Source organism: Gelidibacter sp., assembly GCF_053579655.1.
In genome coordinates, this window is the sequence record NZ_JBMDWE010000017.1 from 1 (window position 1) to 13,109 (window position 13,109).

The 13,109-nt window shown below is 35.6% G+C and carries 13 protein-coding genes; 9 read left to right on the top strand and 4 right to left on the bottom strand.

Annotated features, from left to right (window positions below):
- Positions 1 to 301: 301 nt before the first annotated feature.
- Complete coding sequence (locus ACOH2D_RS09985; protein WP_348035918.1) at positions 302 to 703, bottom strand: TerB family tellurite resistance protein; 402 nt, start codon at positions 701 to 703, stop codon at positions 302 to 304.
- A gap of 266 nt (positions 704 to 969) precedes the next feature.
- Here ACOH2D_RS09985 and ACOH2D_RS09990 point away from each other — a divergent pair, with 266 nt between their 5' ends.
- On the top strand, positions 970 to 1,776 hold the full coding sequence (locus ACOH2D_RS09990; RefSeq protein ID WP_449535140.1) for an alpha/beta hydrolase: 807 nt from the start codon (positions 970 to 972) through the stop codon (positions 1,774 to 1,776).
- Between the two features lie 94 nt (positions 1,777 to 1,870).
- Positions 1,871 to 2,170 (top strand): DUF1456 family protein, encoded by a 300-nt coding sequence (locus ACOH2D_RS09995; protein WP_348035920.1) that lies wholly within the window; start codon positions 1,871 to 1,873, stop codon positions 2,168 to 2,170.
- A gap of 136 nt (positions 2,171 to 2,306) precedes the next feature.
- Here the strand turns inward: ACOH2D_RS09995 and sucC are convergent, their stop codons facing one another.
- Positions 2,307 to 3,497: an ADP-forming succinate--CoA ligase subunit beta gene (gene sucC / locus ACOH2D_RS10000; RefSeq protein ID WP_348035921.1), complete on the bottom strand. Its 1,191-nt coding sequence runs from the start codon at positions 3,495 to 3,497 to the stop codon at positions 2,307 to 2,309.
- Between the two features lie 260 nt (positions 3,498 to 3,757).
- Between sucC and lysA the strand changes: the two genes are divergently transcribed.
- The 7 genes from lysA (at position 3,758) to ACOH2D_RS10035 (ending at position 10,692) form a co-directional block, all read left to right on the top strand.
- A complete protein-coding gene (gene lysA, locus ACOH2D_RS10005) occupies positions 3,758 to 4,966 on the top strand; it encodes a diaminopimelate decarboxylase (protein WP_449535141.1) in 1,209 nt (402 codons plus the stop codon).
- 104 nt (positions 4,967 to 5,070) lie between these two features.
- Positions 5,071 to 6,108, top strand: coding sequence for an AI-2E family transporter (locus tag ACOH2D_RS10010; RefSeq protein WP_449535142.1), 1,038 nt, complete (start codon positions 5,071 to 5,073; stop codon positions 6,106 to 6,108).
- Positions 6,109 to 6,517: 409 nt separating this feature from the next.
- Positions 6,518 to 7,261: a LytR/AlgR family response regulator transcription factor gene (locus tag ACOH2D_RS10015; protein ID WP_348035924.1), complete on the top strand. Its 744-nt coding sequence runs from the start codon at positions 6,518 to 6,520 to the stop codon at positions 7,259 to 7,261.
- Positions 7,262 to 7,566: 305 nt separating this feature from the next.
- Complete coding sequence (locus ACOH2D_RS10020; protein WP_348035925.1) at positions 7,567 to 7,827, top strand: hypothetical protein; 261 nt, start codon at positions 7,567 to 7,569, stop codon at positions 7,825 to 7,827.
- 87 nt (positions 7,828 to 7,914) lie between these two features.
- Complete coding sequence (locus tag ACOH2D_RS10025) at positions 7,915 to 8,487, top strand: nuclear transport factor 2 family protein (RefSeq protein ID WP_449535143.1); 573 nt, start codon at positions 7,915 to 7,917, stop codon at positions 8,485 to 8,487.
- A gap of 451 nt (positions 8,488 to 8,938) precedes the next feature.
- Entirely contained in the window at positions 8,939 to 9,709 is a 771-nt protein-coding gene (locus tag ACOH2D_RS10030) for a hypothetical protein (RefSeq protein ID WP_348035927.1), read from the top strand.
- A gap of 80 nt (positions 9,710 to 9,789) precedes the next feature.
- On the top strand, positions 9,790 to 10,692 hold the full coding sequence (locus ACOH2D_RS10035) for an ester cyclase (protein ID WP_348035928.1): 903 nt from the start codon (positions 9,790 to 9,792) through the stop codon (positions 10,690 to 10,692).
- 190 nt (positions 10,693 to 10,882) lie between these two features.
- Here the strand turns inward: ACOH2D_RS10035 and ACOH2D_RS10040 are convergent, their stop codons facing one another.
- Positions 10,883 to 11,761: a PPK2 family polyphosphate kinase gene (locus ACOH2D_RS10040; protein ID WP_348035929.1), complete on the bottom strand. Its 879-nt coding sequence runs from the start codon at positions 11,759 to 11,761 to the stop codon at positions 10,883 to 10,885.
- A gap of 74 nt (positions 11,762 to 11,835) precedes the next feature.
- Positions 11,836 to 12,999 (bottom strand): sigma-54-dependent transcriptional regulator, encoded by a 1,164-nt coding sequence (locus tag ACOH2D_RS10045; RefSeq protein WP_348035930.1) that lies wholly within the window; start codon positions 12,997 to 12,999, stop codon positions 11,836 to 11,838.
- Positions 13,000 to 13,109 lie beyond the last annotated feature (110 nt).

Genomic DNA, 13,109 nt, shown 5'->3' on the forward strand with positions numbered 1-13,109 from the left:
TGTTGATTGTTGATTGTTGATTGTTGATTGTTGATTGTTGATTGTTGATTGTTGATTGTTGAAAATAAAATTTTCCCACAAATAAAGCAAATTTACTAGAGCAATTTTAGAATTTCCTTATGCTTTTGTGGAAAATAATAAACCCAACACTCCTCCAACTAAACTCAGCAACCGCTTGCCAATCTGCAGCTTTAGCGCATGCAGCAAGACTAAAAACTGCCAACTGAAGACTGAGGACTGCCAACTGAAGACTGAAGACTGAAGACTGAAGACTGAGGACTGCCGACTGAAAACTGACCCCCTAATTATACTGCACCTTAAAAATATCAATCAAGAAATCTGGCGGAACGATTTTATTAGGAAAACTTTCCATCAGATCAAGAACACGGTTGATGGATTCATGCCCCAATCCCATTCGCAATCCGAAATTGTGCAATTTCGCAAGTTCTTTCATTGAAATGCTCTGATCAAGATTCATCAGCAATACTAATCTATGAAATTGAACAATACGTTCGCTGTGTGATTTTAAATGCACATAATTCACAGGAAACTCGAACAAATAATCAAAGTCCTCTTGAGATATCTCCAATTGCTTGGCAACACCTAAAAGAAATTTATATTCAATCAATTTGATGGAAGCATCTATTTTAGCGAAAGCAATCATTTCTGAAAGGAGACTCAATTTTTCTACACGATTTATCATAAGGATGGCTTCTAATTTTATTTATATAAAGTTATAGAGAATTATATTTTGATAAACGTTGATTATGAGTAACTTATCGAAAAACAAACGGTAATTCAACGTGGTTTTACTACTTTCATGTATTAATTAACATCAATATATTGATAATCAGCCAATTAAAAACCCAATGTGTTTCGTCGATTTTCCGCAAATCAAATTTTGATTTCGATGAACAGCACTACTTCTTTATTCATAAATTTGTTATCTATAATCGAATTTCAACAGCCATGAAATTTTTCCACATTTTATTTTTATTCCTTTTTGCATTCGGCAATTTTGGTCATGCCCAAAGCACAGCGTCTGTACAAGTCTCAACATTTTGTTTAGAAGCACCACAATTTAAAGCTGAAAAAAAGATTTGGGTCTATCTTCCAAAAGACTATTCCGACTCCAATAAAGATTATGCTGTCATTTATATGCAGGACGCTCAAAATATTTTTGATTCCAAAACCTCCTATGCAGGCGAATGGAATGTGGATGAGTATTTGGATTCCATTTCAGACAATAACACAATTATTATAGGCATAGAACATGGTAATGACAAACGAATGGATGAATTAACACCTTATCCTAATGAAAAATATGGTGGCGGCAAAGCTGATGATTATCTTGATTTCATCATCAACACCTTAAAACCGCAAATTGACACCACTTATAGAACACTTAAGGATGCCAAACACACCACAATATTCGGATCTTCGTTGGGTGCCCTGCTGTCTTTTTATGCCATTATAAAATATCCTGACACTTTTGGAAATGCTGGTGTATTTTCGCCATCATTCTGGTTCAGTAATCGTATTTTTGACTTGATTTCTGAAAGAGACATCCATTCTAATTCAAGATTCTATTTTTTAGCAAGTTCAGATGAAAGTGAAGACATGGTTCCTGATCTACAGAAAATAGTAGAACTTCTATTAAGAAAAGGCGTTACAAAAAATCATATTAAAACGATAATCATTGAAGGCGGACATCATAATGAAGAATTATGGCGGAATAATTTTCCAGAAGCTTATCAATGGCTAATTAAGAATTAAGAATTAAGAATTAAGAAAAATTAAAAGTTTAGTTTAAACAAACCATACAGGAAAATTAAATTTTTCAATAAGTTAATAACACAATAATAGCATCATGACTAACAATGATATTTTTAAAAAGCTAAGAGTCGCACTCCAATTAAGAGACGACGAAATCGTAAAAATCCTTGAGCTGGTTGATTTCAGAATCACAAGAAGCGAACTGGGCGCATTCTTCAGAAAAGAAGACCATCCTAATTATATGGAATGCGGAGATCAAGTGCTGCGTAATTTCCTCAATGGTTTGGTTATTCACATGCGCGGGCCAAAACCTGTGAAAGGTGCAGTGCCTGTGAAAACCGAAAAGGCTAAGCCCAAGAAGGATGAAAAGGCAAAGCCTAAGAAAGACGCTTAAACACAATGGCGATTATCGCAAGCCATCAATAACAAAGACCTCACAGGTTTTGAAAACCTGTGAGGTCTGAGAATCAAAAAAGCCTGTCAGATTTTAAAATCTGACAGGCTTTTTTAAATAATCTATATAAATTAACTTAAGCTAAAACAGCTTGTACTTTATCAGCAGCTTCTTGGAATTCAGTAGCACTTAATACAGCTAAGCCTGAATCATCCAATAGTTTTTTAGCGATATCAGCGTTTGTTCCTTGTAAACGTACAATGATTGGCACATTGATATTACCCATATTTTTATAAGCATCAATAACACCTTGTGCAACTCTGTCACAACGTACAATTCCACCAAAAATATTTATCAAGATAGCTTTAACATTTGGATCTTTTAGGATGATTCTGAAAGCTGCTTCAACACGAGCCGCATCTGCAGTACCTCCAACATCTAAAAAGTTTGCTGGCTCTCCACCTGCTTGCTTGATCAAGTCCATCGTTGCCATGGCCAAACCTGCACCATTGACCATACAGCCAACGTTTCCATCTAAATCTACATAGTTTAGACCTAATGCACCTGCTTCAACTTCAATAGCACTTTCTTCACGAATATCACGTAAATCTAAATAATCCTTATGTCTGTATAACGCGTTGTCATCAATAGTAACCTTAGCATCTACAGCAATGATTTTGTCATCACTTGTTTTCAATACAGGGTTGATTTCGAATAAAGACGCATCCGATTTATCATATGCAGTATAAAGATTAGTCACAAATTTGGTCATTTCTTTAAAGGCATTGCCTTCCAATCCAAGATTAAAAGCAACACGCCTTGCTTGAAATGGTAAAACACCAACAGCAGGATCGATTTCTTCAGTAAAGATTAAATGTGGGGTTTCTTCAGCAACAGTTTCGATGTCCATTCCACCTTCAGTTGAATACATGATCATGTTACGACCAGTACCTCTATTTAAAAGTACAGACACATAAAATTCGCTGGTTTCACTTGCTCCAGGATAATATACATCCTCAGCAACCAAAACTTGATGCACCTTTTTACCTTCTGCTGAAGTTTGAGGTGTTACCAATTGCATGCCGATGATTTGTCCAGCAATTTCTTCAACTTCCTTTAGGTTTTTGGCCAATTTAACACCACCACCTTTACCACGTCCACCTGCATGAACCTGAGCTTTGATCACATACCAACCTGTTCCGGTCTCAGCGGTCAATTGTTTTGCTGCCGCAACAGCTTCATTGGCGTTTTTTGCGACAATACCACGTTGGATACGTACTCCAAAACTGCTTAAAATATCTTTTCCTTGATACTCGTGTAAATTCATCTTTAATTGTTTATTTTGTCCTTTCCTAGATCCGATAACTCGGGAGGAATTTTTTAAAATTGCCTTTTAACTTCTATGAAATGTCTAAGAAATTAATGGTCACAAAAGTAATCAACATAAATGTTTTAACCAATAAAATCGAGTATTGTTTGTATTGGTTGTCTTTATAGTATAAAAATCATATCACTTTTAGACTTTTCTTTATGTTTGAATAAAAAAAGGATTTAGATTTACGCCGATTAAAAAATTAAACACTAAAAATGGAAGCAAAAACCTTACTACAAATTGCCAAAGACTTTGAAAGCCCTGTTTATGTCTATGATACAGAAAAAATAGAAACCCAATATAAACGCTTAACATCTGCATTTTGTAAGGTAAAAAATTTGAAGATAAAGTACGCCGTCAAAGCGTTGTCTAATGTTTCGGTGTTGAAATATTTAAAAACACTAGGCGCTGGACTTGATACCGTTTCCATTCAGGAAATTAAACTCGGCTTAAAAGCAGGATTTTCTCCAGGTCAAATTATTTTTACACCCAACGGCGTTTCTCTTGAAGAAATTGAAATGGCAGCAAAACTTGGTGTTCAGATCAACATTGATAATTTATCCATCTTGGAACAATTTGGAACGCGCTATCCAAAAACACCCGTTTGCATCAGGATCAATCCGCATGTGATGGCAGGAGGCAATACAAATATCTCCGTAGGACATATTGATAGTAAATTTGGAATTTCCATTCATCAAATTCCGCTTTTATTGCGCATTATAGAGAATACTAAAATGAACATCAACGGCATACACATGCATACGGGAAGTGATATCCTTGATATTGATGTGTTCCTTTATGCCAGCGAAATTTTGTTTGATACCGCATTAAATTTTAAAAACTTAGAATTTATTGATTTTGGATCAGGCTTTAAAGTACCTTACAAAGAGGGTGATATTGAAACCAATATTGAAGAATTAGGTGAAAAATTAACACAACGCTTCAACAGTTTCTGCAAAAAATATGGCAAGGAATTAACCTTGACCTTCGAACCTGGAAAATTTCTGGTCAGTGAAGCGGGTGTATTTTTAGTGAAAGTAAACGTTGTCAAACAAACCACCTCAACGGTTTTTGCTCAAGTGGACTCTGGTTTCAACCATTTGATCAGACCGATGCTTTATGGGTCACAACACGAGATTATCAATATTTCAAATCCTGAAGGACGTGAGCGTTTTTATTCTGTAGTTGGTTATATTTGTGAAACAGACACTTTTGCAACCAATATCCGTATTAACGAAATTAGTGAAGGCGATATCCTTTGCTTTAAAAATGCAGGTGCTTACTGCTTTACCATGTCTAGCAATTATAACTCGCGTTTCAGACCAGCAGAGGTTTTATGGCATAACAAGAAAGCGCATTTGATTAGAAAACGTGAAACTTTTGATGACATTATGAAAAACCAAATTGAGATTGATTTGAGTTAAGAATTCTTGCTTCTGCGATTTTTTTATTTGTAAGAATAGCACAAATTTGCTGTATATGTAAATCGACAATACTTTCGTTCATTATAAAAAAACAAACGTTTCAAATGAATCAAATACCCGCTAAAGTAATTCGTCAAGTTTTCGTGATACTTCTCATATTATTTATGGGGAGTTTGATATTCAGGGAAATGCTCCCTTATCTTACAGGTGTTCTTGGTGCAATAACCATTTACGTCCTGTTCAGAAAATGGATGGCTACTTTGGTAAAAAAGAAGAAATGGAAACCTTCTTTGGCAGCTTTGCTTATAATGTTCATATCGTTTATAGGGATTCTTGTTCCAATTGGAGGCATCGTTTGGATGTTGAGCAATAAAATAGGAAGAGCTGTAAATAACAGTGAGGAAGTCATAAAAGCATTTAAAGACCAATTGAGTAATGTGGAGCATTATTTAGGCTTTGATATTTCTTCCAAAATTGACACTGGTGCAATTACTGGTTGGATTTCTGAAAATTTACAAATGGTTGTGGGAGGTACTTTTAATGCCTTTATAGCGATTGGCTTGATGTATTTCATGCTGTATTATATGCTGACCAATAGAAAAGAACTTCGTGAATCCTTAATAGAGTATCTTCCTTTAAAGGATGATAATCTTAAAGAGGTCGGTGTCGAAATGCAAGCGGTTGTGCGTTCAAACGCTATCGGAATTCCGTTAGTTGCACTAGCCCAAGGTATCATTGCCCTTATAGGATTTTTGATTTTTGGGGTTCAGGAACCTTTTTTCTGGTTCGTAATTGTAACCATTGGTTCTATGATTCCTTTTGTGGGCACTTTCATTGGAATTTTACCCGTATTTCTTATCAGTCTTTCCTCTGGAGATACCTTTCAAGCTTGGGGAATCTTGATTTATGGTATTGTTGTAGTCGGCACGACTGATAATATCATTCGACTTTATGTTCTCAAAAAACTCGATGATGTCCATCCGCTAATTACCTTAATTGGTGTTATTGTAGGGGTTCCTATTTTTGGTTTTATTGGTTTGATTTTTGGCCCCTTATTGATAAGTCTGTTTATATCATTGGTTAATGTCTATAGGAAAGAATATGGAGAAGAAGATAAGGCAACACATGTAAAGGAGATTTAACTATAATTCCCAGATTATAACACTGGTAAGATTCAAATAGTTTTGAAAAAAAATCACTATATTTGAATGTTTTCCTCAAGTCTTTGTAATAGCACAACGAAAGACTTATGTCCAAAAATTCATCTATTTTAAGTGTTCATTTTTTTGCTTTTAAAAGCAATTCACAATCACGCACATTTACTCCAGACCAATTCAAAACAGCTTCAATTACTTCTCTTCTTTTTTGGATTCTGGAACAGAATATTATCATTAAAAATAGGTGTTCAGAAATAAGATTTCAATTCACAAAACATTCTTGTCCCAAGCCTACGCTATTACTCAGACTACGCTCTGACTGTAACCTGCGTAAAGACGATATAAATGACACGATCGCATCCTTTCAATTGTCTAAAATCAAACTTTCAACATAATGGCAAAGCCTATTAAAATATTGATAGTAGATGATGATATGTGTGCCGCAGCAAACATCTCCTTAAAATTGTCAACTTTAGGTTATGAAATTACTGGAATTATATCCCATGGTGAAGAAGCTTTACTTCACATAAAACATGAGCAACCGGATATTATCCTACTCGAAATCCAGCTTAAAGGCAAATTTGACGGCATCAAAACAGCTCAAATAATGCAACAACATTATGATATTCCTATCATTTATTTGACAGCTAATGCCGATGATGCAAATTTTAACAGAGCAAAGACCACGCATCCTTACGCCTTCATCGCCAAACCTTACAAAATACTAGAACTTCAGCGCGCCATCGAATTAACTGTCCGTCAAATTTATTGTCATAAAAACCTTCATAATAACGAACCCATAACACACATTCACCCCTTCATTTTAAGTGATTGTATATTTGTAAGAAGTCACGAAAAAATGGTCAAAGTGATAATAAAGGATATTCTATACATTGAAGCTGAACGCAACTATTGCCGAATCCACTCCAAGGTCAAAGAATATTTATTGGTCATGACTTTAAAGGATTTAGATGAAAAACTATCTGATCCTCATTTTATAAGGATCCACCGATCATTTATTGTCAATCTATCGCAAATTGATGAAGTCGCGACAAGTCATATCGTTATTGCAAAAAAAGCGATTCCTGTTAGCAAAGCTTTAAAAGAAGAATTGCTTAACAGATTACAGACCTTATAAATCGACCTTCGATAACCAATTTTCTACTTTCGGACATTCCTTCATCATTTTCGTCCTAACCTTCTTTTATTTCTGTTTGATTATGAGTTAATTAGAGGTATCATCAGCTAACAACTGAATTTTTATAAATATGAAATCAATACTTATTCTTAGAAAATAAAAGTATTATTTCGTTTCAATTGTAATAGAAATTCTTAGGAGCTTTAGTGTTTTGATGAATTAAGCAACCCATTTGTTTTTACCTACCTTATTCAATGGAGAATTTAATGGTCTAAATAAAACTTCAGAATTCTTGATTGATAAACATGAAAACAGTTGGCATCATTGGCGGTTCACATTGTATTGAAAGCAATATCGTTGCAATTTTTTTAAATGCACATTACTATGTTAAAATAGCAACAGAAGATATTTTAAAAAAGCAAAACTACGAGCACTTAATGAATTTGGGGCATCATGAGAATCTTCATGTATGTGAACTTGATTTCAAATCGAAATCCGCTTTGAACAACTTTCTCAAAGATTGTGATTATTCCCTTTATCTGAATACTGAGGGATCTGAGGATTGATTTTTTTGAAGCGAAAAAAAATATAGAATTAGCATTAAAAAATCCAAAATAAACAAATTCGCAAATGACGGACACAACAATAATCTTATGAAGAAAACAATCATTGTAGTATTGATGCTCTGTACGTTTATCACCTACGCGCAAAAGAATAATGGAACTATCTATATTGAACACCCTGCAATTGATGCCGTTCAGGAGTTTGTAAAAGCCTCCGTTGCTGGTGACAGAACTAAATTGGCAAGTTATCTCACTGACGATTTCAAAGCCTACAATGGAACCTCCAACAAGCTTAAAGACAAAGGAAGAGATAAAGAGGCATTTCTTGACAACCAAATGGTGTATCATGATCAACTGGATTATTATGCCATTGAGACGTCTCCTGATTCATATCCTGATGCTATAGAATTCAAAAAAGACAACCCAAATGGCGATGTTTCTGTACAAACTTGGGATATTTTAAAAGGTGTTAAAAAAGACACTGGTGTTAAAATTGATGCCGCCGCCCTCAGATTATACATGCTCACAAAAAACAATAAAATCAAAATGATCATCAGCTATGGCAACGAAGGCGTCATTGATGAAATACAACTGAGTTTTTCCGACCGATCAAACGGCACCATTTACAACCATCATGACAATATAATGCAGTACGAAGAATGATTATGCCATAGAAAACAAGGATTTTGAAAAGGCCTATAGTTTTTATGACGAGAAAGCAAGATTTCAAGATTCAAGCTCTCCAATCTTTGAAAGCATTTCCTTGGACGAACAAAAAGTCAAAGACAAACAAATTTTTGACATTTATGAAATAACAAGTGTAGACATACAAGGATATCCAGATTACTTGCATTATTAATTGGGAGATGCACGAGTAGTTCAATCCTGGTGGAACATCAATCTGATCCGAAAATCCGATAAAAAAGAAATTATCATACCTATCCATTATTTACATGATTTTAATAATGAAGGAAAAATAATTTCAGAGACAGCAGATTACAACCCGAAATTATTGGATTAAAAAAAAGGAAAGGTTTGCAAATGCTCTAAAAATTTCAAATTAATTTAAAATCATATTAACCCGCCCGTCCATGACTGGCACAAAATCAAAACGATGAAGAAATTATTAATACTTGCTTTCTTATTGCCACTGATGGCAATTGGGCAAAACACAGAAGAGTACAGCGTATTCGAAACAGCCATTTTATCACCCAATCCTGCACAAGTTAGTCAATTTGAGAAAGGACTTACCTCCCACAACAAAAAGTATCATGGTGAAGGACTTTATGGAACGCGGGTTTATTGGATTTCAAATGGCCCTAATACCGGAAGCTACGCCTGGGTCATGGGACCATTTCCTTGGAGTGCCATTGATTACAGACCAACAACTGAGAATGGCCATGATATCGATTGGGACAACAACGTCATGCCCTATGTAACGGCAGGAAGTGGTGGACAGTCCTATTGGAAGTTTAATTCAGAAGTATCGCGATTCTCCAAAGACTTTACCATTAAAAATATGCTGGTAGATTACTATGATGTCAAAAGAGGGAAAATGAAAGATGCCATGAAACTGATTGAAAAGATTAATAAAGCTTACGCTGAAAAGCTACCAAATGAAACATACGGAATTTACACTAATGAATTTGGAAGCACCAAAGAAGGCCGGGACATTGCTGTTATATCTTTTTTCGATAAATCTTCATGGATAGGTCAAAATAATGAAATGGATAAAAAGTATGATGAAGTTTATGGCAAAGGAAGTTGGGACCAATTTTTAAAGGATTGGTATGATGTGACCGTAGGGGCAGAAAGTGAGCTCTGGATTTTCCGTCCAGACCTTAGCGGAATTAGTGGCGAAGTAAAAGCCCCAACACGCCAATAGAATAATTATAACGGTATATGGTCTGGATCGCTCTTGCCATTTACCTTTCACTTCTAAAAATGAATCTAAAATAAACTAGGATGAAAATTCATGTTAATTGTATAAGTAAAACGACCATCACTATTCTTATATACTATCTTTTATCTTTGACGCCAACATTGGCCCAAAATAAAGATGTTGATAAAGACATTGCAATGTACACGCAACTATGGAATGACATCGTTAATAAAGGCGAAATTGACCTGATTAACGGCACTCATTTCGACACAAACGTCGTCATGGTCATGAATCCCAAAAACATCGTAGGCATTCAAGGTTTTAAAGACTATTACCAAAACTACCTCACTGGCTTTTCAGATATCATTTTTACGGTTAAAAATGTTTTCGGTCAAGGCGATCAAATTGCAAAACACTGGAGTTTTAAAGGTAGTCACACCGGTAATTTTTTCGGTATTCCACCTACAGGTAATAAGGTCGATGTGGAAGGTGTCACACTTGTCAAAATGAAATTCGGTAAAATTGTACAAGAACAAGATTTTATGGACAATTTGTTGTTTATGGAACAATTAGGATTGATTTCTAATCCTGAAAATGTTGAAATTATTGATAGTATTTATAAAGCTTTTGCTAAAAGGGATATGCCAACAGTACTTGGTGCAATGGATGCAAAAATAATATGGAACGAAGCGGAAGGTAATTCTTTGGCTGACGGAAATCCTTACATAGGTCCAGACGCGATATTAAATGGGGTATTCATCCGGATTAACGAAATGGATGAATTCTTTGTTTTAAAAGATATCGAACTTCATAATATGAGCAACAATCAAGTATTAGCTACACTGCGTTATCATCTGAAAGTAAAATCAACAGGGAAAGAAGCTGATGTGCAGGTAGCACATCTTTGGACATTGAATAACGGTAAAATAATTGCTTTTCAACAATATGCTGATACAAAGAAGTTGGCTGAGTCCGAAGAAAATTAATTCCAAAAACAAAAGAAATAGTACTTATTTCAGGATTCAAAAGCACAACATTAACCGGCTATGAGGCACAAGCCTCTCAATATGATGGGCTTTAAACGCAAGGGAAGCAAGGTTAAAATACGCCAAGATCGCAAGGTTTCGGTCAATTCTTCGCGATATTTGCGAGAACTATAGTTTAGCGAAACAGAAACTATTCCTTTTCCAACTGCTTTTTGTACAATCCGATATTGGCCTTGATATCATCATCCAATTCTGGTTCTTTAATGTCAGTGTAGGTCTTTAAAGTGTCATACAAAACCTTTGCAATTAACAATCTTGAGGTATGTTTGCTATCACATGGAATGGCATACCAAGGCGCATAAGGTTTTGAGGTTTTATTGAGAATATCTTCGTAACAGAGCATATAATTATCCCAAAGATCACGCTCTTTTAAATCACCAGGAGAAAATTTCCAGTTTTTTTTCTCAAGTTCCAAGCGTCTTAACAAGCGGTGTTTTTGTTCCTCTTTTGAAAGGTTTAAAAAGAACTTGAAAATGATAGTGCCATTTTGCGAAATATGTTTTTCAAAATTATTGATATCTTCAAAGCGCTTTTCCCAAAATTCCTCATTAATATCGTCAACAGAATCAACTCCAGGAATGTTTTCTCTTAAGATATAAGAAGGATGCACTCTGGTCACCAAAGCGTTTTCATAATGTGTACGATTGAAAACACCAAACTTACCACGTGCGGGAAGCGCAATATAATGACGCCATAAAAAATCGTGTTTCAGTTCCAAATCGGTGGGCACTTTAAAACTATAGACAACCACCCCTCGCGAATTAAAATCCTTAAAAACCTCACGGATGAGACTATCCTTTCCGGCAGTGTCCATCCCTTGCAAACACACCAAAACCGCATATTTGCCATGGGCATACATGGTATCCTGAATTTTGGCCACCTCCTTACGGACATTTTTTAATTCCTTTTTTATTTTCTTTTTTGAAGCATCAAGATTATATTCTGTTTTCAGATCTTTTATCTTGATGGAGCCCGAGACTTTAAAGTCGTTAATTTTGATGTTTTCCATACGCTATGCCGCCGGAAATACAAGAACGATCCTCGATATAATTCGAGTATTCTAAGCGTTTGTTTTATTAAATTCTATTTTGATGCAAAAAGCTTCACGTCGTTTTCACTCACTTCTTTTTCCCCAAGGATAATAAGACGTTCTACCACGTTGCGCAACTCTCTAATATTTCCTGTCCAATCGTATTCTTGCAATAACTTGATGGCTTTTGAAGAAAACGACTTTGGAGCCGTTCCATGTTGCTCAGCTATTTGGCTTGCAAAATGTCCAATCAATAAGGGAATATCTTCCCTTCTATCATTTAATCGCGGCACTTGGATTAAGATCACCGCTAATCTGTGGTACAAATCCTCTCTAAAACGGCCTTCTTCAATTTCTTTACTCAGATTTTTATTGGTTGCAGCAACCACGCGCACATCTACTTTTATATCTTTATCGCTGCCCACGCGTTGTACACGACCTTCTTGCAAGGCTCTCAAAACCTTCGCTTGCGCAGAAAGGCTCATGTCGCCAATTTCATCAAGAAAAAGCGTACCGCCATTGGCTGCTTCAAATTTTCCGGCTCTATCTTTCACTGCACTGGTAAACGCACCTTTAACATGGCCGAACAATTCACTTTCTATCAACTCGGATGGAATCGCTGCACAATTGACCTCAATTAAAGGTCCGCTGGAACGCTCACTCTTTTCATGTAACCAATGCGCTACCAATTCTTTTCCAGTACCATTGGGCCCTGTAATCAAAACCCGCGCATCAGTAGCCGCTACTTTTTCTATCATTTCCTTGATGTGGCCAATGGCGTTACTTTCGCCAATCATCTCATAATTCCTGCTAACCTTTTTCTTTAGCATTTTATTCTCAACCACCAATTCCTTGCGGTCTAAGGCAATGCGGACCGTATTAAGCAATCTATTTAAATCAGGTGGTTTTGAGATATAATCAAAAGCGCCAAGACGCATGGTATTAATTGCAGTATCCAAATCACCATGACCAGAAATCATTACAATGGTGCTTTCTGGTTTAATTTTTTTGGCAGCCTCCAAGACTTCCACGCCATCCATTTTCGGCATTTTGATATCGCAAAGGATTAAGTCATAATCCTCTTTTTTTATTTTTTCAAGTCCAGCTAATCCATCTTCAGCTTCATCTACCTGATAGGACTCATTTTCTTCTGAAAGAATTTTCACTAAGACGCGACGGATGCTCGCTTCATCTTCAATTACTAATATTTTTGGCATTTCTAATATTTAAATTTATTCCTGTTATAAAACGGATGGTGTTTTCCTCATCACTTCGATAAAAATCATCTTTCCATTTTCCTTCTCAACCAGTAATCTTCTGAAAAACT

Excerpts from the sequence above, each read along its gene's own strand:
- ACOH2D_RS10045 (WP_348035930.1), bottom strand. The coding sequence starts at position 12,999 with ATGCCAAAAATATTAGTAATTGAAGATGAAGCGAGCATCCGTCGCGTC.
- ACOH2D_RS10010 (WP_449535142.1), top strand. The coding sequence starts at position 5,071 with ATGAATCAAATACCCGCTAAAGTAATTCGTCAAGTTTTCGTGATACTT.
- ACOH2D_RS10030 (WP_348035927.1), top strand. The coding sequence starts at position 8,939 with ATGAAGAAATTATTAATACTTGCTTTCTTATTGCCACTGATGGCAATT.
- ACOH2D_RS10015 (WP_348035924.1), top strand. The coding sequence starts at position 6,518 with ATGGCAAAGCCTATTAAAATATTGATAGTAGATGATGATATGTGTGCC.
- ACOH2D_RS10035 (WP_348035928.1), top strand. The coding sequence starts at position 9,790 with ATGAAAATTCATGTTAATTGTATAAGTAAAACGACCATCACTATTCTT.
- lysA (WP_449535141.1), top strand. The coding sequence starts at position 3,758 with ATGGAAGCAAAAACCTTACTACAAATTGCCAAAGACTTTGAAAGCCCT.
- sucC (WP_348035921.1), bottom strand. The coding sequence starts at position 3,497 with ATGAATTTACACGAGTATCAAGGAAAAGATATTTTAAGCAGTTTTGGA.
- ACOH2D_RS10025 (WP_449535143.1), top strand. The coding sequence starts at position 7,915 with ATGAAGAAAACAATCATTGTAGTATTGATGCTCTGTACGTTTATCACC.
- ACOH2D_RS09985 (WP_348035918.1), bottom strand. The coding sequence starts at position 703 with ATGATAAATCGTGTAGAAAAATTGAGTCTCCTTTCAGAAATGATTGCT.
- ACOH2D_RS09995 (WP_348035920.1), top strand. The coding sequence starts at position 1,871 with ATGACTAACAATGATATTTTTAAAAAGCTAAGAGTCGCACTCCAATTA.
- ACOH2D_RS10040 (WP_348035929.1), bottom strand. The coding sequence starts at position 11,761 with ATGGAAAACATCAAAATTAACGACTTTAAAGTCTCGGGCTCCATCAAG.
- ACOH2D_RS09990 (WP_449535140.1), top strand. The coding sequence starts at position 970 with ATGAAATTTTTCCACATTTTATTTTTATTCCTTTTTGCATTCGGCAAT.
- ACOH2D_RS10020 (WP_348035925.1), top strand. The coding sequence starts at position 7,567 with ATGAAAACAGTTGGCATCATTGGCGGTTCACATTGTATTGAAAGCAAT.